Origin of the sequence: Nocardiopsis sp. TSRI0078 (genome assembly GCF_001905145.1) — a bacterium.
Classification (GTDB): domain Bacteria; phylum Actinomycetota; class Actinomycetes; order Streptosporangiales; family Streptosporangiaceae; genus Nocardiopsis.
The window spans coordinates 49,554-73,571 of record NZ_LWLB01000036.1 but is presented as its reverse complement, the minus strand read 5'-3'; the positions used below and the strand labels follow the sequence as shown (position 1 = coordinate 73,571).

The following is a 24,018-nucleotide window of genomic DNA, read 5'->3' as shown; positions in this document are numbered from 1 at the left end:
CGGCGCGCACATCGTTGGTCTACAGAGGAGCTTGGTCGGGTGTTCAGCCGTATCGCCATCGTCAACCGTGGTGAGGCCGCCATGCGGCTCATCCACGCCGTACGGGACGTCGCCGCGGAGACAGGGACACGGATCGAGACCGTCGCCCTGTACACCGACGTCGACCGCACCTCCACGTTCGTACGCGAGGCCGACATCGCCTACGACCTCGGTCCCGCGTCCGCGCGCCCCTACCTCGACCTGGAGGTGCTGGAGCGCGCGCTGGTGGAGACCGGGGCCGACGCCGCGTGGGTCGGCTGGGGCTTCGTCGCCGAGGACCCGGCGTTCGCGGAGCTGTGTGAGAGGATCGGCGTCACCTTCGTCGGCCCGAGCGCGGAGGCCATGCGCAGGCTCGGCGACAAGATCGGCGCGAAGCTGATCGCCGAGGAGGTCGGCGTGCCGGTCGCGCCCTGGAGCCGCGGCGCGGTCCAGACCCTGGACGAGGCACTGGCGGCGGCGGACGGGATCGGCTACCCGCTGATGCTGAAGGCGACCGCGGGCGGCGGCGGGCGCGGTATCCGGGTGGTCACGAACGAGGCCGAGCTCACCGACGCCTACGAGCGCACCAGCCAGGAGGCCGCGCGGGCGTTCGGCAGCGGCGTCGTGTTCCTGGAGCGCCTGGTCACCGGCGCCCGGCACGTCGAGGTGCAGGTGATCGCCGACGGCGAGGGCACCGCGTGGGCGCTGGGCGTGCGCGACTGCTCGGTGCAGCGGCGCAACCAGAAGATCATCGAGGAGTCGGCGTCGCCGGTGCTCGCGCCCTCGCAGACGGCCGAGCTCAAGGCGTCGGCCGAGCGCCTGGCCGTCGCGGTCGGCTACCGCGGCGCGGCGACCGTCGAGTTCCTCTACCACCCCGGCGACGAGATGTTCGCCTTCCTGGAGGTCAACACCCGCCTGCAGGTCGAGCACCCGATCACCGAGTCCACCACCGGGTTCGACCTCGTCAGGGCGCAGCTGCACGTGGCGTCCGGAGGCAGGCTCGAGGGCGAGCCGCCGGTGGAGCGCGGGCACGCCGTCGAGGCCCGGTTGAACGCCGAGGACCCCGACCGCGACTTCGCGCCCTCCCCGGGCCGCATCGTGCGGCTGGACCTGCCCGCCGGCCCCGGCATCCGCGTGGACACCGGCGTCAGCGAGGGCGACACCATCCCCGCCGACTTCGACTCGATGATCGCGAAGATCATCGCCTACGGCCGCGACCGCGACGAGGCGCTCGGCAGGCTGCGCCGGGCGATGGCGCAGACCACGGTGGTCATCGCGGGCGGCGCGACGAACAAGAGCTTCGTGCTCGACCTGCTCGACCGGCCCGAGGTGATCGACGCCAGCGCGGACACCGGCTGGATCGACCGCGTCCGCGGTGAGGGCGGGCTCGTCTCGCACCGGCACTCCGCGGTCGCGCTGGCGGCCGCCGCCATCGAGGCCTACGAGGAGGAGGAGCGCGCCGAGCGGCAGCGGCTGCTGTCGACGGCGTTCGGCGGACGCCCGCAGGTGCAGCACCAGAGCGGCCGACCGCTGGACCTCAAGCTGCGCGGCGTCGGCTACCGCGTACGCGTCGCGCGGGTGGGGGCGCACCGCTTCCGCGTCGGCGTCGAAGCGGGCGGCGAGGCCCGCACCGCCGACGTCGAACTCGACCGCTTCGACCGGTACGCCGGGCGGATCACCGTCAACGGTGTCCGGTACCGCCTGCTCACCGACACGCACGGGCCGGTCCACCTGGTCGAGGTGGACGGCGTGACGCACAGGGTCAGCCGCGACGAGGGCGGTGTCCTCCGCTCGCCCACGCCCGCGCTGGTCGTCGCCACGCCGCTGGAGGTCGGCGCCGAGGTCGAGGCGGACGCGCCGGTGCTGGTGCTGGAGAGCATGAAGATGGAGACGGTGCTGCGGGCACCGTTCAGGGCGCGCCTGAAGGAGTGCGCCGTGTCCGTGGGCAGCCAGGTGGAGACCGGCGCACCGCTGCTGCGGCTGGAGCCGCTCGCCGACGGCGGCGACACCGAGGCCGCCCCGGCCGCCGGTTCCGTCGAGCTGGACCTGCCGTCCGCGACCGGGGAGGCCCCGGCGCGGGAGCGGCTCGCACGCGGCCGGGAGGACCTGCGCAGCCTGCTGCTGGGCTTCGACGTCGACCCGCACGACGAACTCCGTGTACTCGACGACTACCTCGCCGCGCGCCGGACGGCCACCGAGGACGGCCACCGGCCGCTGGCCGAGGAGCTGGAGCTCGTCGGTGTGCTCACCGACCTCGCCGAGCTGAGCCGCAACCGGCCCGCGGGCGAGGACGGCGGCGGCGACGCCCACGTGCACAGCCCCCGCGAGTACTTCCACACCTACCTGCAGAGCCTCGACGTCGAGCGGGCCGGGCTGCCGGAGTCCTTCCAGGCCAAGCTCGCCAGGGCGCTCGGGCACTACGGGGTCACCGACCTGGAGCGCTCCCCCGAGCTCGAGGCCGCGGTGTTCCGGATCTTCCTCGCCCAGCAGAGGGCGTCCGCCGACGCCACGGTCGTCACGGCGCTGCTGCGCGCCTGGCTGGGGGAGCCGCCGCCGGACGAGGCGCTGCGCGAGCCCGCCGGCCTCGTGCTGGAGCGGCTGGTGGCCGCGACGCAGGTCCGCTTCCCCGTGGTCGCCGACCTCGCGCGCGGCGTGGTGTTCTCCTGGTTCGGCCAGCCGCTGCTGCGCCGCAACCGCGCCCGCGTCTACGCCGACGTCCGCAGGCACCTGCGCCACCTGGACGCGAACCCGGACGCGCCGGACCGCGCCGAGCGCATCGCCGAGATGGTGCGCAGCACCGAGCCGCTGGTGCGGCTGCTCGGTCAGCGGCTCGTCCGCGAGGACCTGGACAACGCGGTCATGCTGGAGGTGCTGACCCGGCGGTACTACGGCAACAAGGGACTCACCGGCGTCCGCACCAGCGAGGTCGCGGGCTGCACGTTCGTGGTCGCCGAGCGCGCGGGCTCGCGCGTGGCCTCCACCGCGGTGGGCTTCGAGGCGCTGGGCAGCGCGCTGCGCGGCCTCGCGGAGCTGGCGAACGGCGAGGACGCCGTCGACGCCGACATCTACCTCGCCTGGGAGAAGCAGCCCGAGGACTCCGACGCGATGGCGACCGCGCTGAACGAGGTCCTCAGCGTGCACCCGCTGCCGGACCGGGTCCGCCGGCTCACCGCCACCGTCGCCGGCAGGGACGGTGCGGTGATGCACCACCACTTCACGTTCCGCCCGTCGGACACCGGAATGGCCGAGGACCGGCTGATCCGCGGCCTGCACCCGTACATCGCGCAGCGGATGCAGCTGGAGCGGCTGAGCAAGTTCGACCTGACCCGGCTGCCGTCGTCGGACGAGGAGGTCTACCTCTTCCGGTGCGTGGCGCGGGAGAACCCGTCGGACGACCGCCTTGTCGCGTTCGCGCAGGTGCGCGACCTGACCGAGCTGCGCGAGCACGACGGCAGGCTGATCGCGCTGCCGACGGCCGAGAACACCATCGCCACCTGCCTCGACTCGATCCGCCGCGCGCAGGCGCAGCGCCCTCCGAGGAAGCGCTCCAACACCAACCGGATCGTGGTCTACGTCTGGCCGCCGATCGACATCACCCGGGAGGAGCTGGAGACGATCGGCAGGCGCGTGCTGCCGACGACCACGGGCGCCGGCCTGGAGGAGATCCTGTTCATCGCGCGCCAGCGCGACCGGAGGACCGGCGAGCTGGCCAAGGTCGCCGTGCGCGTCTCCTTCGACGCCGCCGGCGGCGTCGAGCTGACCGTCGGCGAGCCGTCGGACGAGCCGGTCGAGCCCGTCGACGACTACCGGCAGAAGGTGCTGCGCGCGAGCAGCCGCAACACGGTGTACCCGTACGAGCTGACCGGCCTGCTCGGCGACTTCGTCGAGCACGACCTCGACGACGACCACGTGCTGGTGCCGGTCGACCGGCCCAAGGGGCGCAACACCGCGGCGATCGTCGCCGGTGTGGTCACCACGCCGACCCGGGAGCACCCCCAGGGGGTCACCAGGGTGGTGCTGCTCGGCGACCCGACGAAGTCGCTCGGCGCGCTGTCGGAGCCGGAGTGCCGCCGCGTGATCGCGGCGCTGGACCTGGCCGAGCGGATGCGGGTGCCGCTGGAGTGGTACGCGCTGTCCGCCGGAGCCCGGATCTCCATGGAGTCGGGCACCGAGAACATGGACTGGGTGGCCGCGGCGCTCAAACGGATCGTCGAGTTCACCCAGGACGGCGGCGAGATCAACATCGTGGTCGCGGGCATCAACGTCGGCGCGCAGCCGTACTGGAACGCCGAGGCGACGATGCTCATGCACACCAAGGGCATCCTGGTGATGACCCCGGACTCGGCGATGGTGCTCACCGGAAAGCAGTCGCTCGACTTCTCCGGCGGTGTGTCGGCCGAGGACAACTTCGGCATCGGCGGCTACGACCGGGTGATGGGACCCAACGGGCAGGCGCAGTACTGGGCGCCGAATCTGACCGCCGCCCGGGACGTGCTGATGTCGCACTACGCCCACTCCTACATCGCACCGGGCGAGGAGGCGCCGCGGCGGGCGCGGACGTCCGACCCCGCCGACCGCGACATCTCCGGCTTCCCGCACGCCGTGGAGGGCAGCGACTTCACCACCGTCGGCGAGATCTTCTCCGCCGAGACCAACCCGGACCGCAAGAAGCCGTTCGACATCCGGACCGTGATGCGGGCGCTCGCCGACCAGGACCACCCGGTGCTGGAGCGCTGGGCGGGCATGGCCGACGCGGAGACCGCGACGGTGCAGGACGTGCACCTCGGCGGCATGCCGGTGTGCCTGCTCGGCATCGAGTCGCGGTCGGTGCCGCGGCGCGGCTTCCCGCCCACGGACGGCCCGGACACCTACACCGCGGGCACGCTGTTCCCGCGGTCGTCGAAGAAGGCCGCACGGGCGATCAACGCGGCCAGCGGCAACCGGCCGCTGGTGGTGCTGGCGAACCTGTCGGGCTTCGACGGCTCGCCGGAGTCGATGCGCAAGCTGCAGCTGGAGTACGGGGCCGAGATCGGCCGCGCGATCGTGAACTTCCAGGGGCCCATCGTGTTCTGCGTGATCTCGCGGTACCACGGCGGCGCGTTCGTGGTGTTCTCGAAGGCGCTGAACCCGAACATGACCGTGCTCGCGCTGGAGGGCTCGTTCGCCTCGGTGCTCGGCGGCGCCCCCGCCGCCGCGGTGGTCTTCTCCGGCGAGGTCAACGCCCGCACCGCGGCCGACCCGCGCGTGCGGGACCTGGAGGCCCGCGTCGCGGCCGCGTCCGGGGCCGAACGCGCCGCGTTGACCGCGGAGCTCGACGAGCTGCGCTCCTCGGTCCGTGTGGAGAAGCTCGGCGAGGTGGCAGCGGAGTTCGACCGCGTGCACGACATCCGGCGCGCGGTCGAGGTCGGCTCCGTCGACGCCGTCATCCGCGCCGCGGAGCTGCGCCCGCGCGTCATCGAGGCCATCGAGTCCCGTCTGCGCCAGGGCGCCTCCCGGTAGAACGCGGGGAGTCGGCGAACGATCCGGCAGGGGCGCTTCCCGCCCCCTCAGCGGTGGATGACGACACCGCTGGGGGCGGGGAGCGCCCGCCTCGTGTCACGGCCCCACCACCGTGCCGCCCCGGACGCGACCGTGCGGGCAGGCGGGCCCCCGTCCGGCCGGCCACGGGCCCCGGTGTGCCTCCCGGGCGGGCCCGTCCCTGGCTTTCCGTAGCCGTCCGGCTACCGTAAAAACGTTTTTCGTGTTAGCTTCCCGTTGCATGGGAGCGCTCCCTACCCCCCCACTCCTTCCGGACACCGCCGTCCGGAGTTCGCACAGAGGAGCAGCAGTGCCCAGCAACCCCCCTGTCCTTCGCGGCGCGGCCCCGACCGCGCCGCCACCCGCCCACGGCCCCCTCTTCCGCCTGCGCCGGTTCCTGTACGCGGCCCTGACCGTCCTGCTCTGCACGGGCGGCCTCTCCGCCGTGGCGGCGACCTCCGCCCAGGCCGCCGACATCGACACCGGCGCCTACTACGTCCTGCGCAACCAGCACAGCGGCCTGGTCGCCGACGTCGAGGGCGCCTCCACCGCGGACGGCGCCGAGATCATCCAGTGGAACCGCACCGACCGGCCCTGGCAGCAGTTCCGCTTCGTCTCCGCCGGTGACGGCTACTACCGCATCGTCAACCGCAACAGCGGCAAGGCCATCGACGTCTGGGAGCACTCCACCGCCAACGGCGCCGAGATCCGCCAGTTCACCGACCTCGGCGGTGCCAACCAGCAGTGGCGCCCCGTCGACACGGGCGGCGGAGTCCAGCTGATCAACCGCCTCAGCGGCAAGGCCCTGGAGGTCTGGGAGTGGAGCACCACCGCCGGTGACCGCCTGTCCCAGTACGACTCCCTCGGGGGCGCCAACCAGGTCTGGGACCTGGTCCGCGTGGACGGCGGCGGCGCCCCCTCCGAGGAGTGCGGCGGCGGCTCCTACCACGCCGAGGCCGTGCTCAACGGCTCCACCTGGACCGCACGCAACGGCGGCAGCACCGTCTACACCGGCGGCGACATGCTCGCCGCCATGCGCGCGGCGGTGGACAGCCTCAGCTCCGGCCGCACCTCGCAGGAGCGCGTGGTGGTGCGCGGCTCCGGCTCCATACCGGGCAACGCCTCGCTCGACCTGCCCAGCCACACCTCGCTGGAGGTGTGCGGCACGGTCAACGTGACCGGATCGGCGACCGGGAGCAACGCGGCCGTGCGCATCAGGCACGCCCAGGACGTCTCCGTGCCGCACCTGACGGTCACCGGCTCCCCGTACTTCGGTGTCTACGTGCGGACCTCGCAGAACGTCCACTTCGGACAGATCGACCTGCGGCTGTCCGGCGGCCTGGGCATGCGCATCGACAGCCGTGACAACGACGCGGTCCGCGAGGCGCGCGACATCCGTATCGACGACGTCCGCGTCTCGGGCACGAGCAACCACGGTGTGGAGACCTACGGGGTGGACGGGCTGACCATCGGCACCGTCACCGCGCGCGACACCGGCTACTCCGGCCTGCTGCTCAACGACACCGTCAACGCCACGGTCGGCCTGGTCGACGCCGAGGGAGCCGGGACCGGTACGGGCTACGCGGCCTTCCGTATGGCCAACCGCAACGGACGGCTCAACGGCGGCTACCCGACCAACATCCGGGTCGGAGAGGTCCGCGCCCGTGGTGGCGGCCGGGGGATCTTCTGCGTCTCCGAGAGCGGCGGCGCGGTGATCGAGCGCGTGGACATCGCCGACACCGGCAGCAACGCCGTACTGGTCGAGAACTGCCACAACGTCACCATCGCCGAGGAGGGCGGGACCATCGCGGGTCCCGGGGACATCCGGATCGCGGCCCGCTCGGAGTTCGCCAACACCTCCGACGTCACGTTCCAGAACCTGACGCTGGTGGACACCGCGCTCAACGAGAGCCCGTGCGCGGTCAACACCGTGGTCCGCGGCATCACCTGGCGCAACAGCAGCGACAACACCTGCTGATCCGCCGGGAGGACGCCGGGGCCCGGTCCCACGGCCGGGCCCCGGCCCCGGCGCTCCGCCGTGCCGCGGCGGGGCGCCCCCGCGCCCCGGCCCGGCACACCCGCGCGGTCACGTCCGGTGACGGAGCCGTGGCGCGGACCCCTGTCCCGGTCAGGGGCGCACAAGGCGGGGGCCAATGGGGAGGCCCCGGGGAAAAATCCTGGACAACACTCGCCCACGTCCGGTTAGTGGCTGGTCCGGAACGTTAGTCCTCCCAGGCCATGGCGGGTAGGGAGTGTGCGGACAGCGTTGGGGGCGCTTGCCGGTGCCCCTGTCGACCACGCAACCATTGGGGGACATCGTGGCACGCGATCGCACACCCGCAGACCTGATCGGGCACAACGTCCTCGATCAGGAGGGTCACAACGTCGGCAAGATCAACCAGGTCTACCTGGACGACAACACGGACCAGCCGAGCTGGGTGTCGGTGCACACCGGTCTGTTCGGCAGGCACGAGACCCTCGTTCCGCTCCAGGGCTCCCAGCCCGCTGAGGAGGACATCCGGGTCCCCTACGACAAGTCCACCGTCAAGGACGCGCCGCACATCGACGCGGACCGGCACATCTCCCCGGAGGAGGAGCAGACCGTCCGCGAGTACTACGCCCAGCACGGCGGCCCTCCGGTGGAGTCCCGGAGCGCGGCCCCGGAGGGGCGCCACGCCGGGCAGGGCCCCGGTCCGCAGACGGCCGTCCCCTCGGGCATGCCCGAGGACGCCGCCATGACCGGTGAGGCCGACGACGTGTCGGTGACGCGCTCGGAGGAGCGCGTGGACATCGGGGTGGAGCGGCGCGAGTCCGGACGGGCCCGGTTGCACAAGTACATGGAGACCGAGCCGTTCGACGAGACGGTGCCGCTGCACCACGAGGAGCTGCAGGTCGAGCGGCACCCGATCGACGATCCCTCCGCGGCGCGTGGTGACAGGGAGATGGGCGAGAGCGAGGAGAGCTTCACCCTCTACGAGGAGCGTCCCGTCGTCTCCAAGGAGCAGGTCCCCGTCGAGGAGGTCCACGTTCGCAAGCGCGGAGTCACCCATGACGAGCACGTCAGGGGCGAGCGCCGCCGCGAGCGGGTCGAGCTGGAGGACGACGAGGGGGAGCCGCCCACGACCGGCTGACCCGGCCGTCCGGTCGGGTCAGGACAGGGGGCGAAGGTCGTCCCCGGGCCCGTCCCGGGGACGACCGACCCGCGCGCACCGACACGGAAAGGGGGAGGTAGATGACTGACCCGGGGGACCTCAGCGAGGAGAGCAGCGCCGAGGACGACGAGCAGGGCGGCGAGGGACGGAGCGGGGAGCACACGGCCCGGCCGCGTGGACGCGAGGCCGAACCCGGGCGCGGACACACCATCGTGGTGGGCGCGGGAATGGCCGGGCTGGCCGCCGCCGACCGGCTCGCCGAGGAGGGGGAGCGCGTCACCGTCGTGGAGGGCCGCGACCGCCTGGGCGGGCGCATCCACTCGATCCGCGAGTGGGAGGGCCCGGCCACCGTGGACGCGGGCGCCTCCTGGATGCGGGGCGAGGAGAACAACCCCCTCGCGCGGCTGGTCCGCGAGGCCGACATCCGCACGGCCGTGTTCAACCGCTCCACCGAGACCGCCTACGACCCCAAGGGGCGGCGGCTGCTCTTCGACCGCCACCGCCGCAACATGGAGGACGTCCACCTCCTCAACGAGCACATGTACTGGGCCAAGGTCGGCGCGGGCCCGCAGGAGTCGTTGGAGGAGGGCATCAAGCAGGCCCTCTACGACGCCAACCTGGTACGTGCCCGGGCCCGCGACGCCAACGAGATCGTGCACCGCATGGTCGAGGCCGACCACGGCGCCGACGCCGAGGAGATCGCCTTCTCCGCGGTGGCGGCCCTGCACGAGTTCAGCGGCGACGACGTCGTCTTTCCCGAGGGCATGAGCCAGATCACCGACCACCTGGCGCGGGGACTGGACGTGCGCCTGGAGCATGTGGCGGTCTCGGTCGTCCACGGCGACGACGGCGTCAGAGTGCACGTGGACACCCCGCGCGGCGAGGAAGTGCTGACCGCCGACCGGGTCCTGGTGACCCTGCCGCTGGGCGTGCTCAAGGCCGGGCAGGTCGACTTCGACCCGCGGCTGCCCGACGACAAGCTCCAGGCGGTGGAGCGCCTGGGCAACGGTCGGCTGGAGAAGCTGTTCCTGCGCTTCGACGACGTCTTCTGGGGCGACGCCGAGGTCCTCGTCCACCTGGGTACCGAGGAGGGGGCGTGGTTCCACTGGTACGCGGGTCAGCGTGTCCTGGACGCGCCGATCCTGGTCAGCCGCAACGGCGGCAACGCCGCCCGGTTCCTGGCGGACAAGGACGACGCCGACGTGGTCGAACACGCGATGGCCTCGCTGCGCAGCATGTTCCGCAAGGCACCCGATCCGGTCGGCCACCTCGTCACGCGCTGGATGGACGACCCGTTCTCCCGGGGGAGCTTCTCCTTCACGGCCGTGGGCTCGGACGACGACGACCGGGTGGCCCTGGGCGAGCCGATCGGCGAGAGGGTCTTCTTCGCGGGGGAGGCCACCGAGATCGAGCACACGGCCACCGTGCACGGCGCCCTGCTGTCGGGGCGCAGGGAGGCCGACCACATCCTGGGGCTCTGACCCCGGCACGCCCGGCGGTGGCCGGAGAGGGGGCGCCGGCGGCCGCGGCCGTGGCGCGGGGACCCGCCGGGCGGTCAGCGTCCCAGGCGGCGCTCCACGGCCGCCACGCCCGCACGGCAGGCGCGCTCCACCTCCCGGTGGTTGCGCAGCCGCTCCAACAGGCGGTACGGGCGCGGGTCCGGGTCGGGGCCGCCGTCGGCGCCGGTGACCCGCAGGGTCTGTCCCACGAGCGTGCCGGTGCGCGTCCACCGCTCCCAGCGCTCGAAGTCGGGGCTGGCGTGGTGGCCCATCACCAGCGCCCGCTCGTCCCGTCCGGCCAGGTCGCCGCCGTCGCGCGGCCACAGCTCCACGTCCCGGCCCGGACCCGCCGTCCAGTCCCTCGCGGTCACCACGTCCACGCGCACGTCCGAGTCGCGTTCACGCACCAGGACGGCGTCCTCGGCGCGGGTACGGGCGGGAAGCCCGCGGACGCCGTCGACCCCGGTCAGCCGGACGAGCGCGCGCGCCATCCACCACCAGTTCTCCTTGCGGGCCATCAGACTGCCCACCCGCAGCCGGCTCGGCGGATGCTTGAGCACCTCCTGCTCCACCAGGTCGCCGCCGAACTCCGTGCCCCGCGGGTCCAGGCTCACGCTGATCGTGCCGGTGGCGACCAGGGTCGGCCCCTCCGGGCCCGTCGGGGCGCTCACACAGAAGGCGGCGCGGTCGGGCAGCGAGTCGATCTCGGGAAGGTGGGCCAACGGCAGGGCGACGCAGGGCTGGTCCACGAACAGGGGTACGACCGGGACGGCGGCGGGCCCGTCGGCGGTCAGCCAGCACAGCTCACCTGCGGAGGAACCGCGCCAGGCTGTGGCCAAATCGTTCACATTCGTCCTTTTCTGTGATGTGCACCTCATGTTAATTTCTCGGGACTGTAATCGAACCACCACACAGCACCGAGCAGCCGCCATCCCCCCTATGAGGTGCTCACAGTGAAGGAATCCCCATGCCTGCCGTAGCCGTCCTCCTCGGAGCCCTGGCGCTGTTCGCGCTCGGCTACCGCTTCTACTCGGCCTACCTGGCCAACCGCGTCTACACGCTGGACCCGGCCTTCGTGACACCCGCGCACTCCTACAAGGACGGCGTGGACTACGTCCCGACCAACAAGCACATCGTCTTCGCGCACCACTTCATCTCGGTGGCCGGGGCCGCGCCGATCGTCGGTCCGGCCATCGCGGTCTTCTGGGGCTGGGGCCCGGCTCTGCTGTGGGTCGTGCTGGGGACGATCTTCGCCTCCGGCGCCCACGACTTCGGCTCGATCGTGGTCTCGGTCCGGCACAAGGGCAAGAGCATCGGCGCGCTGGCCAGCGACGTGATCAGCGCCCGGGCGAGGATTCTGTTCCTGCTGATCATCTTCTTCCTGGTGACGATGGTCAACGCGGTGTTCGCGGTCATCATCGCCGGCCTGTTCATCGACAACCCCGAGGCCGTGCTGCCCACCCTGGTCACGATCCCGCTGGCGATCGGCGTGGGCCAGCTCATCTACCGCCGCCGCACGGCGGCCCTGGTGCCCTCGCTGGTCTCCCTGGCGATCGTGTACGCCTGCATCCCGCTGGGGCAGCTGCTGCCCGTCACCGTCGACCCGGTCGCCGGGGCGCTGGGCGTGGAGCCCGCCCTGGTGTGGCTGGTGCTGATCTTCACCTACACCTTCTTCACCTCGCGCCTGCCCGTGTGGATGCTGCTGCAGCCGCGCGACTACATCAACCAGCAGCAGATGGTGCTGGGCCTGCTCATCATCATGGTCGGCATCGTCGTGGGCATGAACACCATCGAGGCCCCGGCCTTCCGCGGCGACCTGCCCGAGGGCTCGCCCTCGATCTTCCCGCTGCTGTTCATCACCATCGCCTGCGGCGCCGTGTCCGGATTCCACAGCCTGGTGGCGTCGGGGACCACCTCCAAGCAGCTGGACAAGGAGACCGACGCCCGGTACGTGGGCTACCTGAGCTCCCTGGGCGAGGGGACGCTCGCGGTCTGCTCCATCCTGGCCTGCACCGCGGGCGTCATGGTCTTCTCCGCCCACGAGGGGGCCGCCTGGACCGACCTGTACGCCGACTGGGCCAGCGCCGGGGCCAGCCCCGCGGGCACGTTCGTCCAGGGCGTGGCCGGGTTCGCCGCCAACATCGGCATCCCCGAGAGCGTGGGCCTGGTCTTCGCCACCGTCGTCGTGGTCAGCTTCGCCGCCACCAGCCTGGACACCGCGGTGCGCCTGCAGCGCTACACGATCCAGGAGATCAGCACCATCGTGGCGGACCAGGCGGCCGAGGGCGGCTCCATGAACCGTGCGTTCCTCTTCCTGTCCCGCAACATCACCGTCGCCACCCTGATCGCGGTCGGTGTGCCCCTGGTGCTGGCGCTGGTGCCCGGCAACTTCGCCGCCGGGACGCTGTGGCAGCTCTTCGGCACCACCAACCAGCTCACCGCCGGCCTGGCGCTCGCGGTGATCGCGGTCTGGGTGACCAAGCGCGGCCGCAACCCGATCGCGATCCTGGTGCCGCTGGTCTTCCTCGTCATCATGACCTCCTGGGCGCTCATCACCCAGCTGCTGGGCTTCCTGCGGTCGGGCGAGGCCATGCAGACCTTCGTGCTGGCCCCGCTGGACGCGGTCATCTTCGTCCTGGCCGTCTGGATGACGGTGGAGGCCGCGCTGGCCCTGCGCAAGGCCTTCGCGGCCCGTCGGACGGCGGGGACCGCCGAGCCGGAGGCGCCCGCCGAGACGGCCGCCGAGGAGCAGTAGCCCGTGACCCCCGATGCGTGAACACCGAGAGGCCGCCGGGCCCGCCTCCCTGGGGCGGGCCTGGCGGCGCGCCGTCACCGCCTGGCGCCGTTTCGAGGACTTCCACCAGGCGGTCTTCGACGCGCGCTGGGGGCACGCGCGCAAACGCGAGGCCCGCACCCAGCAGGACACCCTGCGGGCCCTGCTCATGCTGGAGACCCTGGGTGTGGACAACCCCGTCGCCTACGAGACCCTGGACCTGGTCCCGTACATGGTCGCCGACCTGCACGAGTGGCACCAGAGGATGGGCCGCAGGGACTTCGGAGCACCGGGAGGCTGCTGTTGACCAGACCCGCCACCGACGCCGCGGGCGCCCCCGCCGCACCGATCACCTTCGTCGGAGGCAAGGGCGGCGTCGGCAAGACCACCCTGGCCGCCGCCCACGCCCTGGCCCTGGCCGACGCCGGGCACCGGGTCCTGGTCATCTCCACCGACCCCGCCCACTCGCTGGGCGACGCCCTGGAGACCCCCCTCAAGGACGACCCCGTCCGGGTCGCCCCGAACCTGTGGGCCGCCGAACCCGACGCCGACGCCGCCGTGCGCCGCAGGATCGCCCAGGTCGCCGAGGACGCGCGCCGGGCCGTCCCCCGCGAGGTCCTGCCCGCCGTGCGCCGCCACCTGGAGCAGGCGGGCTCCAGCCCCGGCATGGCCGAGTCCGCGCTGGCCGACCTGCTCGTGGACCGCATGGAGGAGGTGGGGAGCCGGTGGGACGCCCTGGTCGTGGACAGCGCCCCCACCGGGCACCTGCTGCGCCTGCTCAACCTGCCCACGCTCCTGACTCCCTGGGTGGTGGGCCTGGCCCGCCAGCGCGAGCGGGCACGCCGCGCCGAGGCCTTCGCCGACGTCGTCGGCGGCCCCACGGGGGAGGACGACCCCCTCACCGAGCGCCTGCACGCCCGCCGCCACCGCCTGGAGCGCGCCGCCGAGCGCCTGCGCCGGGACGCCGTGGTGCGCCTGGTGACCCTGCCCCGCCGCATGGTGCTCGCCGAGACCGCCAGGGCCGTCGAACAGCTCACCGGCGCCGGCTTCCGGCTCGCCCCCGTGATCGTCAACCAGATCCCGTCGGGGGACGCGGCCGGTCCCGACACGGACGAGGCCCTGGCCGCCACTCGTGCGCGCTTCACGGACCTGGGCACGGTGGAGATCCCGCTCCAGGGCGCCGAGCCCACTGGTCCGGAGCACCTGCGCCGCCTGGCCGCGCACCTCACGCCCCGCTGAGGCGATCTGTGAGCGGGGGAGGCCGCCGGAGGGAGGGCCGCGAAAGCGTACAGGGTACGATGAGCTCGGGCCGCACTCCGACCATGCCAGGGCCGGGGCCCATGACGGCGGGAAACGACCCTTCCGACCGTTATCGTTGACGCCATGGGGCGATCCGCGGAAGATGGCAGACTCACGGCGGGGGGCGATGTGGTCAGCCCGACGGTCAGTGACCGCGTCTGGACGGTTCCCAACCTGCTGAGCATGCTCCGGCTGCTGGGCGTGCCGCTGTTCCTGTGGCTCATCCTGGTGCCCCACGCCGACTGGTGGGCGCTGTTCGTGCTGGCCGCCGCGGGCCTCAGCGACTGGCTCGACGGCAAGATCGCCCGGGCCTGGAACCAGACCTCGCGCCTGGGCACCGTGCTCGACCCGCTGGCCGACCGGCTCTACATCTTCGCCGCCCTGCTCGGCCTGGTCATCCGCGGCATCGTGCCCTGGTGGCTGATGGCCATCCTCGTCCTGCGCGACGCCCTCATCCTGGGCGCGCTGCCGATCCTGCGCCACTTCGGTTACGGACCCCTCCCGGTCAACTTCGCCGGGAAGGCCGCCACCATGTGCCTTCTGTACTCGTTCCCCCTGCTGTTCATCGCGGGATACGCCTCGATAGTCACAGATGTGGCAAGGATTATAGGTTGGGCCTTCGCACTCTGGGGAACGGCTCTGTACTGGTGGGCCGGACTGCTCTACGCCGTACAGGGACTGCGCCTGATCGCCCAGACCCGCCGCGACGAACGCGCTGATCACGCCGGTGGCCCGCGGGCCGTCGGGGACAGCGACCCCGTACGCGGGCACGCCGCGGATCGACCCGATCCAGCCACACCGGCGACCGCTGACGGTGATCCCGGTGCGGTGGCCGATGACGGCTCGGACCGGCCGAGTCGTCCGGACCAGGGACGGACCGGCCCCTGATCCGCGGACGGACCGGCTCACCACGAGTCCTGTCGGATCGAAAGGGAGTGTCGTCTCCGTCATGAGAACATGTCCCACCGCGCGCGACGGCGCGCGCTCCGCGCACCATTTCTCCGTCGCCCTGCCCGAGGGCACGGTCGTTCGGAGGTACCGGCGATGAGCCAGACCGAAGACACCGCCCCGGAGGGCGCCACGCCCACCATGAAGGCCGTCGTGATGGCGGGCGGCGAGGGCACCCGCCTGCGTCCCATGACGGCCAACCAGCCCAAACCACTGCTTCCGGTGGTCAACAGACCCATCATGGAGCACGTCCTGCGCCTGCTGCGCAAGCACGGCTTCACCGAGACCGTGGTCACCGTCCAGTTCCTGGCCACCCTCATCCGCAACTACTTCGGTGACGGCGAGGAGCTGGGGATGAAGCTCCACTACGTCGCCGAGGAGGTCCCCCTCGGTACCGCGGGCAGTGTCAAGAACGCCGAGGAGCACCTGCGCGGAGAGCCCTTCATCGTCATCTCCGGCGACGCGCTCACCGACATCGACCTGACCGACATGGTCCGCTTCCACCGCGAGAGCGGGGCCAAGGTCACCATCGGCCTCAAGCGGGTGCAGAACCCGCTGGAGTTCGGCATCATCATCGTCGACGAGCAGGGTCGCGTCCAGCGCTTCCTGGAGAAGCCCACCTGGGGCCAGGTCTTCTCCGACACGGTCAACACCGGCATCTACATCATGGAGCCGGAGGTGCTGGAGCGCGTCGCCGAGGGCGAGGTCGTGGACTGGTCCGGCGACGTCTTCCCCCAGCTCCTGGAGGAGGGCGAGCCCCTCTACGGCTACATCGCCGACGGCTACTGGGAGGACGTGGGCACCCACGAGAGCTACCTCAGCGCCCAGGCCGACGTGCTCTCGGGCAAGGTCGACGTGGAGATCGACGGCTTCGAGGTCTCCCCGGGCGTGTGGGTCGGCGAGGGCGCCGAGGTTCACCCCGCCGCCGTGCTCAAGGGCCCGCTCTACGTCGGCGACTACGCCAAGGTCGAGGCGGGCGCCGAGCTGCGGGAGTTCACCGTGGTCGGCAGCAACGCCGTGGTGCGCTCGGAGGCCTTCGCCCACCGCACCGTCCTGCACGACAACGTGTTCATCGGCCGCGGCGCCAACCTGCGCGGCGCCGTCATCGGCAAGAACACCGACGTCATGGCCGCGGCCCGGATCGAGGAGGGCGCGGTCGTGGGCGAGGACTGCGTCATCGAGTCCGAGGCCTACGTCCACAACGACGTCAAGGTCTACCCCTTCAAGACCATCGAGGCCGGGGCGGTGGTCAGCACCAACGTCATCTGGGAGTCGCGCGGGCAGCGCTCGCTGTTCGGCCCCCGGGGCGTCTCGGGCCTGATCAACGTCGAGATCACGCCGGAACTGGCGGTGCGCCTGGCCAACGCCTACGCCACCACCCTCAAGAAGGGCGCGATCGTCACCACCTCGCGTGACGTCTCGCGCGCCGCCCGCACGCTCAAGCGCGCCATCATCAGCGCGCTCACCGCCGCCGCCATCGAGGTGCGCGACCTGGAGGTGGTGCCGCTGCCGGTGGCCCGCTTCCACACCTCCCAGAGCGGTGTCAGCGGCGGCATCACCGTGCGCACCAGCCCGGGCGACCCTGAGTCGGTGGACATCCTGTTCCTGGACGGCGAGGGCGCCGACCTGTCGCCCGCCGCGCAGCGCAAGCTGGACAGGGTCTTCTCCCGCGCCGAGTACCGCCGGGCCTTCCCCGGCGAGATCGGAGAGCTGACCTTCCCGTCCCGCAACGTGGAGAGCTACTCGCACGAACTGCTGCGCAGGGTGGACACCTCCGGCGTCGCCGAGGCCGAGCTCAAGGTCGTGGTGGACTGCGCCGGCGGCAGCGGCTCGCTGATCCTGCCCTCCCTGCTGGGCCGGATCGGGGTGGACGTCCTCACCGTCAACAACCGGCTGGACGAGGCCTCGCCCACCGACAGCGTCGCCAAGCAGAACCGGGACCTGGCACGGCTGGGCGAGCTGGTCGCCAACTCGGGCGCCGACTTCGGGGTGCGGTTCGACCCCGTGGCCGAGCGGCTGTCCATCGTGGACGAGAACGGCGAGCTCGTCGAGAGCGGACGGGCCCTGCTGGTCGTCCTGGAGCTGGTCTGCGCCGAGTACGGCGGCGGAACGGTGGCCCTGCCCGTGACCACCACGCGGGTCGCCGAGACGGTGGCCGCCTCGCACGGGGTCAAGGTGCACTGGACGGCCACGGCCACCGACGAGCTGACCAAGGCGGTCCGGGCCGAGGACGACATCATCTTCGCGGGCGACGGCCGCGGCGGTTTCGTCGTGCCGCGGTTCAGCCCCACCAGTGACGCCATCGCCGCCTTCGTGCGGCTGCTGTCCCTGGTGGCCCGTACCCGACGCTCGCTGAGCCAGATCGACCGTACGATCCCTCAGGCGCACCTGCTGCGCCGTTCCGTGCCCACCCCGTGGGCGATCAAGGGGAGCGTGATGCGGGCCGTCGTGGAGGCGGCTGGCGACCGCCAGCTCGACACCACCGACGGCGTCCGGGTGATCGAGCCGGACGGCAGCTGGGCCCTGGTCCTCCCCGACACCGCGGAGGCCGTGACTCATCTTTGGGCCGAAGGTCCCGACTCCGACACCGCGCACCGTCTGCTGGACGAGTGGTCGGCCGTGGTGGAGCGCGCCGAGGGCTGAGCCGGGCCGCGTGGGCGCGGGCGACCCCCGCACGCGCCCACGCGGTGTGTGTCGGTACGATGACGCTGTGTACTCGACTGCGAACCCCGCACGGGGTGACTCCACTGGCTAAACTGGACATACAGGCAGGTCATGGCGGCCCGGTGCAGCCGGTGCGAATCCGCGTGGATCCTCGCAGAACCAAACCCGTCGGCGGGGCATCAGCCCCAGGACAGGTGTCCTTCTCCGACCGGGTCGGCCATCGGTGCGGGGCGGTGTTCCGGACAGCGGATCCCCCGCCGTCCGGGGCGTTCGCGCCGGGGTGTCCGCGGCGGACCGAGGAGGAGCGAAAACCTTCCTGGACAGGGATATGGTTTAAAGTCGAGTGTTCCCCGGAGCGCCGCGTCGCCCACGGGGCCGGGTATCCCGGCAACGGCGGACACCCTTCACCGGGGGTGACAAGGAGTACAACATGGGGGATGAGACCTAGCGACCGACCGTGTGAGGCGCACCGCTGGCGCGACAGTGGACGTCTCGCCGCGTTCGGGGCGGTGTGCGGGCCAGGTGTCCGCACGGTGCCCGGAACGTGCCACCGACCAGCCGAATCAAGCACCGCCCCGTGCGGTAGGAGGCCGAGCCGACCTATGTCGAGCGTTTACTGCACGCAGTGCGGTCACGCCGTTGCGGATGATGCCCGTTTCTGCTCCCACTGTGGGACTCCCCTCCGCAAGGCCGAACAGCAGGACCCCCGGCCCGGCGCTGGCGGGGACTCCGGCGGAGACGTCACGTCGACCATCTCCATCTCCGGCATCCAGGCCCTGGAGGACGAGGAGTCCGGTGACGATCTGGGCGGCGACGACCCCACGAACCCCGAAGCCCTGCCACCGGGCACGGCGCTGCTCGTGGTCAGGCGCGGCCCCAATGCCGGGAGCCGCTTCCTCCTGGACAGCGACGTGACCACCGCCGGCCGCCATCCCAACAGCGACATCTTCCTCGACGACGTCACCGTCTCCCGCCGCCACGTGGAGTTCTTCCGCCGCGGCGACGGGTTCGGCGTCCGCGACGTGGGCAGCCTCAACGGCACCTACGTCAACCGCGAGCCGGTCGACGAGGCCCAACTCGGCGGAGGGGACGAGATCCAGATCGGTAAGTTCCGGATGGTCCTGCTGACCAAACCGCGACGCTGACGGGCACACCGGACGCGGACGCGGGCGCGGTGGGCGGGCCGATGAGGTTTGCGGCCCCCCGCCACAGGACAGCTTTGTAACGAAGGGTGCCGATTTCGCCCTCGGGTCCTGATCCACAGGAGGAGCAGGGACGAGCGCCCATCCGGCATGACGACTCGTGGGACGGAGACGCTGTGAAGCACATGGAGGTCGTCGGCGTCCGGGTTGAGATGCCCTCGAACCAGCCGATTGTCCTGCTCAAGGAATCCGATGGGGACCGCTACCTGCCGATCTGGATCGGCGGGGTGGAGGCGACCGCGATCGCGCTGGCCCAGCAGGGCGTGGCGCCGGCCCGGCCGCTCACCCACGACCTGCTCCGGGACGTGCTCGACGCCCTGGACACCGGGCTCAAGACGGTGAACATCACCGGTCTCAGCGACGGCATCTTCTACGCCGAACTGGTCTTCAGCAACGGAGTGGAGGTGAGTGCGCGCCCCTCCGACTCGATCGCCCTGGCACTGCGGACGGGCACGCCCATCTACGCGCACGAGGACGTGATCGCCGAGGCCGGGATGCCGATACCGGACGAGCAGGAGGACCAGGTCGAGGCGTTCCGGGAGTTCCTGGACAACATCTCGCCCGAGGACTTCGGCAGACGCACGGAGTAGGACCGGGGCGCACTTCTCCCGGGACCCGCGTCCGCGCGGGTCCCGCGTGTGTGCGGCACCGGATGCCACCGGTCCGGCCCGGCCGAAAAGGAAACGCCGTGACCTGCGGCTTCGTTCCGGGTGCCGGTGATAGATTGGAGCAGGGAAATGGTCGTAGCGATCCGGGCCGAAACCCCGGCGGATGTACGGGACGCCGCCGGAAGGGCTCCGCGACACCAGCGCCGCGCGCACTTGGCGACGCGCCGCGTGGTGTCGTTGACGCTGTCGTGCGGCCGTCCTACCGTCAGTGCAGTGGAACCCACGGCGCACCCATTTCCCTGAGTGGACATCCCCTGTCGAGACCGCCGTGGGACGAGAAGCCGGAGGTCGGCGTGGCGGTAGCGGGCGGCGAGCGGGATCCCCATGACAGGCGGTTCGCGCTGCGGCTGGCGGGGCAGCAGGGCCTACTGTGCGAAGAGGACGTGGTGGCGCTGCCTATGGACGTCGGGTATCGGGGCCCCGCAGCGTGTACCGCTGCCGGGATCAGCTACCGCCAACTCGACTACTGGGCCAGGACCGGCCTGGTGGAGCCGAGCGTGCGCACCGGAGCCCACAACGCCCCCCTGTACAGCCTCCCCGACATCCTGTTGCTCAAGGTGGCCAAACGCCTCCTGGACACCGGGATCTCACTGCAGCAGATCCGTACCGCGGTCGACCACCTGCGCGGCCGCCCCGCCCCCGACCTGGCCCGCATCACCCTCATGAGCGACGGCGTCAGCGTCTACGAGTGCACCTCGCCCGAGGAGGTCGTCGACCTCATGCAGCGCGGACAGGGCATGTTCGGGCTGGCCCTGGCCAACGTCTGGCACGAGCTGGAGGAGGCGCTGGGCGTGGTCCCCGCCGAGGAGCGGACCGACCTGCCCGCCGCGGCGCCCCAGCCCGTGGACGAGCTGGCCAGGCGCCGCCGGGAGCGCCGGACCGGCTGAGCCCCGCTTCCGGGCGCACGGCGGACCCGCCGCGGGATCCGGGCGTTCGTTCGTGGGATCCCACAGGACGGCGCCGCCGATCCGGTGGAACACCTGACCGGAGGCGCTGCTCGGCACGGCCATCGAGTACCGTCGTAGTCACAACAGGGATGAAAAACGACATTCACCCTGCTTGTACACATGTACAGACTGTCAGCTGGCTGTCGATGCCGCGCGAGAGAGACCCCGCCAACGGGGCGCCGACGGGGCAATACTCCCCAGTAACCTCTCAGGCACCAGGACCGCGTGGAGTAGGCCGCTCTGAAGCCTGGGCACCGCCGTGCCCGGTGACAGAGGGGGAGACCGTGAGGAACACCGCCGACCGGAGTCGGCCCTGTCACCAGGAGGTCTCCGTGCCAGACCAGCCCCTGCACACCCCCGGCGCGCCCGCCAGGGTGTTCGCCGACCGCCACATCGGCCCCACGCCGGCCGAGACCCAGGAGATGCTCAAGGCCGTCGGCTACGGCTCCACCGCCGAACTCATGTCCGACGCCGTGCCCGAGTCCATCCTCACCGGCCCCGGCAGGAGCGCGCCGCTGAACCTGCCCGAGGCGATCGGCGAGGCCGAGGCCCTGGCCGAGCTGCGCGACCTGGCCTCGCGCAACGACACGCGCACCTCGCTGATCGGCCAGGGCTACTACGGGACCTTCACCCCGCCGGTCATCCTGCGCAACATCATGGAGAACCCCGCCTGGTACACGGCCTACACGCCCTACCAGCCCGAGATCTCCCAGGGGCGCCTGGAGGCCCTGCTCAACTTCCAGACCATGGTCTCGGACCTGACCGGCCTGCCCGTCTCCGGAGCCTCACTGCTGGACGAGGCCACCGCCGCCGCCGAGGCCATGACCCTGGCCCGCCGCGCCTCCCGGAGCAAGGCCGACGTCTTCGTCGTCGACTCCGACGTCTTCCCCCAGACCCTGCAGGTGCTGCGCACCCGTGCCGAGCCCCTGGGCATCGAGGTCGTGGTCGCCGACCTGTCCCAGGGCATGCCCGAGGGCGAGGCCTTCGGCGTCCTGGTGCAGTACCCCGCCTCCAGCGGCGCGGTCCGCGACCCCGGCACCGTCATCGCCCGGGCGCACGAGCGCGGAGCCCTCGCGGTGGTGGCGGCCGACATCCTCGCCCTGACCCTGCTGCGCAGCCCCGGCAACCTGGGCGCCGACATCGCGGTCGGCTCCACCCAGCGCTTCGGCGTGCCGCTCGGCTTCGGCGGCCCGCACGCCGGCTACATGGCCGTCACCGAGAAGCTGCGCCGCCAGCTGCCCGGCCGCCTGGTCGGCGTCTCGGTGGACAACGCGGGCAGGCCCGCCTACCGCCTGGCCCTGCAGACCCGCGAGCAGCACATCCGCCGTGAGAGGGCCACCAGCAACATCTGCACCGCGCAGGTCCTGCTCGCCATCATGGCGGGGATGTACGCCGTCTACCACGGCCCCGACGGACTGCGCGCGATCGCCCGCCAGGTGCACGCACGCACCGCCGCCCTGGCCGACGCCCTCACCGAGCGCGGCTTCGAGGTCGTGCACTCCGCCTACTTCGACACCCTGCGCGTGCGCGTGCCCGGCGCGTCGCGCGTCGTGCGGTCGGCCCTGGAGGCCGGGTACAACCTGCTGGCCGTCGACCAGGACACGGTCGGGGTGAGCGTGGACGAGACCACCACCGAGGCCGACCTGGAGAAGGTCCTGGCCGCCTTCGGCGAGTCCGAGCGCGGCTCCTCCCGGGGAGGCCTGGGCGTGGACGAGGACGCCGACCGCCTGCCCGCCGAGCTGGCCCGCGAGGTCGACTACCTGACCCACCCGGTGTTCAACACCCACCGCAGCGAGACCTCGCTGCTGCGCTACATGCGCCGCCTGTCCGACCGCGACCTGGCGCTGGACCGCACGATGATCCCGCTGGGCTCGTGCACCATGAAGCTCAACTCCACCACCGAGATGGAGCCGGTCACCTGGCCGGAGTTCGCGGGCCTGCACCCGCTCGCGCCGCTGGACCAGGCCGCCGGAAGCGTGGCCCTGATCCACGACCTGGAGGCCTGGCTGGCCGAGGTCACCGGCTACGACGCGGTGTCCCTGCAGCCCAACGCCGGCTCCCAGGGCGAGCTCGCCGGGCTGCTGGCCATCCGCGGCCACCACCGCTCGCGAGGTGAGTCCCACCGCGACGTGTGCCTGATCCCCAGCTCCGCGCACGGCACCAACGCCGCCAGCGCGGTCATGGCCGGTATGCGCGTGGCCGTGGTGGCCTGCGACGACAACGGCAACGTCGACATGGACGACCTGCGCGCCAAGACCGCGGAGCACGCGGAGGACCTGGCGGCCATCATGGTCACCTACCCGTCCACGCACGGCGTGTACGAGAGCACCATCACCGAGGTGTGCCGCCTGGTCCACGAGGCGGGCGGCCAGGTGTACGTGGACGGCGCCAACCTGAACGCGCTGCTGGGCTGGGCCAAGCCGGGGAGGTTCGGCGCCGACGTCAGCCACCTGAACCTGCACAAGACCTTCTGCATCCCGCACGGCGGCGGCGGTCCGGGCGTGGGCCCGGTCGCGGTCCGCGCCCACCTGGCCGGCTTCCTGCCCAACCACCCGAGCCAGCCCGAGGCGGGTCCGCACACGGGCGTGGGCCCGGTCTCCGCGGCCCCGTTCGGATCGGCGGGCATCCTGCCCATCTCCTGGGCCTACATGCGGATGATGGGGGAGGAGGGCCTGCGCTCGGCCACCGAGATCGCGGTGCTGTCCGCCAACTACCTGGCCAAGCGGCTGGAGCCGTACTTCCCCGTTCTCTACACGGGTGCGGACGGCCTGGTGGCCCACGAGTGCGTCATCGACATCCGCCCGCTGCAGAAGGCCAGCGGCATCAGCAACGAGGACGTCGCCAAGCGGCTCATGGACTACGGTTTCCACGCGCCGACGATGTCGTTCCCGGTCAACGGCACCCTGATGGTGGAGCCGACCGAGAGCGAGAACCTGGCCGAGCTGGACCGGTTCGCGGAGGCGATGATCGCCATCCGCGGCGAGATCGACAAGGTGGCCTCGGGCGAGTGGGACGCCGAGGACAACCCGCTGCGCAACGCGCCGCACACGGCCGAGGCGGTGACCGCCGACGAGTGGGAGCACGGCTACACCCGCGCCGAGGCGGCGTACCCGCTGGCGTCGCTGCGTACGGACAAGTACTGGCCGCCGGTCGGCCGGATCGACCAGGCCTACGGCGACCGCAACCTGGTCTGCTCCTGCCCGCCGCCGGAGGCCTTCCAGATGTAGGGCCGCCGGGGGAGTGAGGGGCGCCGGCCCGCGGGCCGGCGCCCCTTCCGCGTTCCTTTCAGTGGCGCTCCCCGGGGCCCGGTGCTGAATCTACGTCGTACAGG

14 protein-coding genes and 1 riboswitch are annotated in these 24,018 nt (G+C 71.9%); of the genes, 13 read left to right on the top strand and 1 reads right to left on the bottom strand.

The genetic code is table 11. From position 1 onward, the window contains the following. Nucleotides 1-39: 39 nt before the first annotated feature. The 4 genes from A6A08_RS24960 to A6A08_RS24945 all read left to right on the top strand — a co-directional run bounded on the left by A6A08_RS24960 (nt 40) and on the right by A6A08_RS24945 (nt 10,168). Nucleotides 40-5,517 (top strand): carboxyl transferase domain-containing protein, encoded by a 5,478-nt coding sequence (locus A6A08_RS24960; protein WP_073705097.1) that lies wholly within the window; start codon nt 40-42, stop codon nt 5,515-5,517. Between the two features lie 328 nt (nt 5,518-5,845). Beyond that, nucleotides 5,846-7,513 carry an RICIN domain-containing protein gene (locus A6A08_RS24955; RefSeq protein WP_073705096.1) on the top strand — a complete coding sequence of 556 codons (1,668 nt, stop codon included), beginning with the start codon at nt 5,846-5,848 and terminating at the stop codon, nt 7,511-7,513. A gap of 340 nt (nt 7,514-7,853) precedes the next feature. Beyond that, entirely contained in the window at nt 7,854-8,666 is an 813-nt protein-coding gene (locus A6A08_RS24950) for a PRC and DUF2382 domain-containing protein (protein ID WP_073705095.1), read from the top strand. Nucleotides 8,667-8,767: 101 nt separating this feature from the next. Continuing rightward, nucleotides 8,768-10,168: an NAD(P)/FAD-dependent oxidoreductase gene (locus tag A6A08_RS24945; RefSeq protein WP_073705094.1), complete on the top strand. Its 1,401-nt coding sequence runs from the start codon at nt 8,768-8,770 to the stop codon at nt 10,166-10,168. A 74-nt stretch (nt 10,169-10,242) separates the two neighbouring features. On the opposite strand, the gene A6A08_RS24940 is transcribed toward A6A08_RS24945, so the two are convergent. Then, nucleotides 10,243-11,034 carry a hypothetical protein gene (locus A6A08_RS24940; protein ID WP_242422884.1) on the bottom strand — a complete coding sequence of 264 codons (792 nt, stop codon included), beginning with the start codon at nt 11,032-11,034 and terminating at the stop codon, nt 10,243-10,245. 119 nt (nt 11,035-11,153) lie between these two features. Here A6A08_RS24940 and A6A08_RS24935 point away from each other — a divergent pair, with 119 nt between their 5' ends. The 9 genes from A6A08_RS24935 to gcvP all read left to right on the top strand — a co-directional run bounded on the left by A6A08_RS24935 (nt 11,154) and on the right by gcvP (nt 23,914). Beyond that, complete coding sequence (locus tag A6A08_RS24935; protein ID WP_073705092.1) at nt 11,154-12,941, top strand: carbon starvation protein A; 1,788 nt, start codon at nt 11,154-11,156, stop codon at nt 12,939-12,941. A gap of 13 nt (nt 12,942-12,954) precedes the next feature. Beyond that, complete coding sequence (locus tag A6A08_RS24930) at nt 12,955-13,266, top strand: cory-CC-star protein (RefSeq protein ID WP_199867035.1); 312 nt, start codon at nt 12,955-12,957, stop codon at nt 13,264-13,266. Beyond that, a complete protein-coding gene (locus tag A6A08_RS24925; protein WP_073705091.1) occupies nt 13,263-14,198 on the top strand; it encodes an ArsA family ATPase in 936 nt (311 codons plus the stop codon). The genes A6A08_RS24930 and A6A08_RS24925 overlap by 4 nt, the downstream gene beginning before the upstream one ends. A 189-nt stretch (nt 14,199-14,387) precedes the next feature. Beyond that, complete coding sequence (locus A6A08_RS24920) at nt 14,388-15,146, top strand: CDP-alcohol phosphatidyltransferase family protein (RefSeq protein ID WP_073705090.1); 759 nt, start codon at nt 14,388-14,390, stop codon at nt 15,144-15,146. Nucleotides 15,147-15,347: 201 nt separating this feature from the next. Continuing rightward, entirely contained in the window at nt 15,348-17,849 is a 2,502-nt protein-coding gene (locus A6A08_RS24915; protein ID WP_073705249.1) for a mannose-1-phosphate guanyltransferase, read from the top strand. A gap of 623 nt (nt 17,850-18,472) precedes the next feature. Then, on the top strand, nt 18,473-19,015 hold the full coding sequence (locus A6A08_RS24910) for an FHA domain-containing protein (protein ID WP_073705089.1): 543 nt from the start codon (nt 18,473-18,475) through the stop codon (nt 19,013-19,015). A 173-nt stretch (nt 19,016-19,188) separates the two neighbouring features. Beyond that, on the top strand, nt 19,189-19,662 hold the full coding sequence (locus tag A6A08_RS24905) for a bifunctional nuclease family protein (protein WP_073705088.1): 474 nt from the start codon (nt 19,189-19,191) through the stop codon (nt 19,660-19,662). Nucleotides 19,663-20,138: 476 nt separating this feature from the next. Further along, nucleotides 20,139-20,627, top strand: coding sequence for a MerR family transcriptional regulator (locus tag A6A08_RS24900; RefSeq protein WP_073705087.1), 489 nt, complete (start codon nt 20,139-20,141; stop codon nt 20,625-20,627). Between the two features lie 204 nt (nt 20,628-20,831). Beyond that, nucleotides 20,832-20,921: riboswitch (glycine riboswitch) on the top strand. A 98-nt stretch (nt 20,922-21,019) separates the two neighbouring features. Next, on the top strand, nt 21,020-23,914 hold the full coding sequence (gcvP, locus tag A6A08_RS24895; RefSeq protein ID WP_073705086.1) for an aminomethyl-transferring glycine dehydrogenase: 2,895 nt from the start codon (nt 21,020-21,022) through the stop codon (nt 23,912-23,914). Nucleotides 23,915-24,018 lie beyond the last annotated feature (104 nt).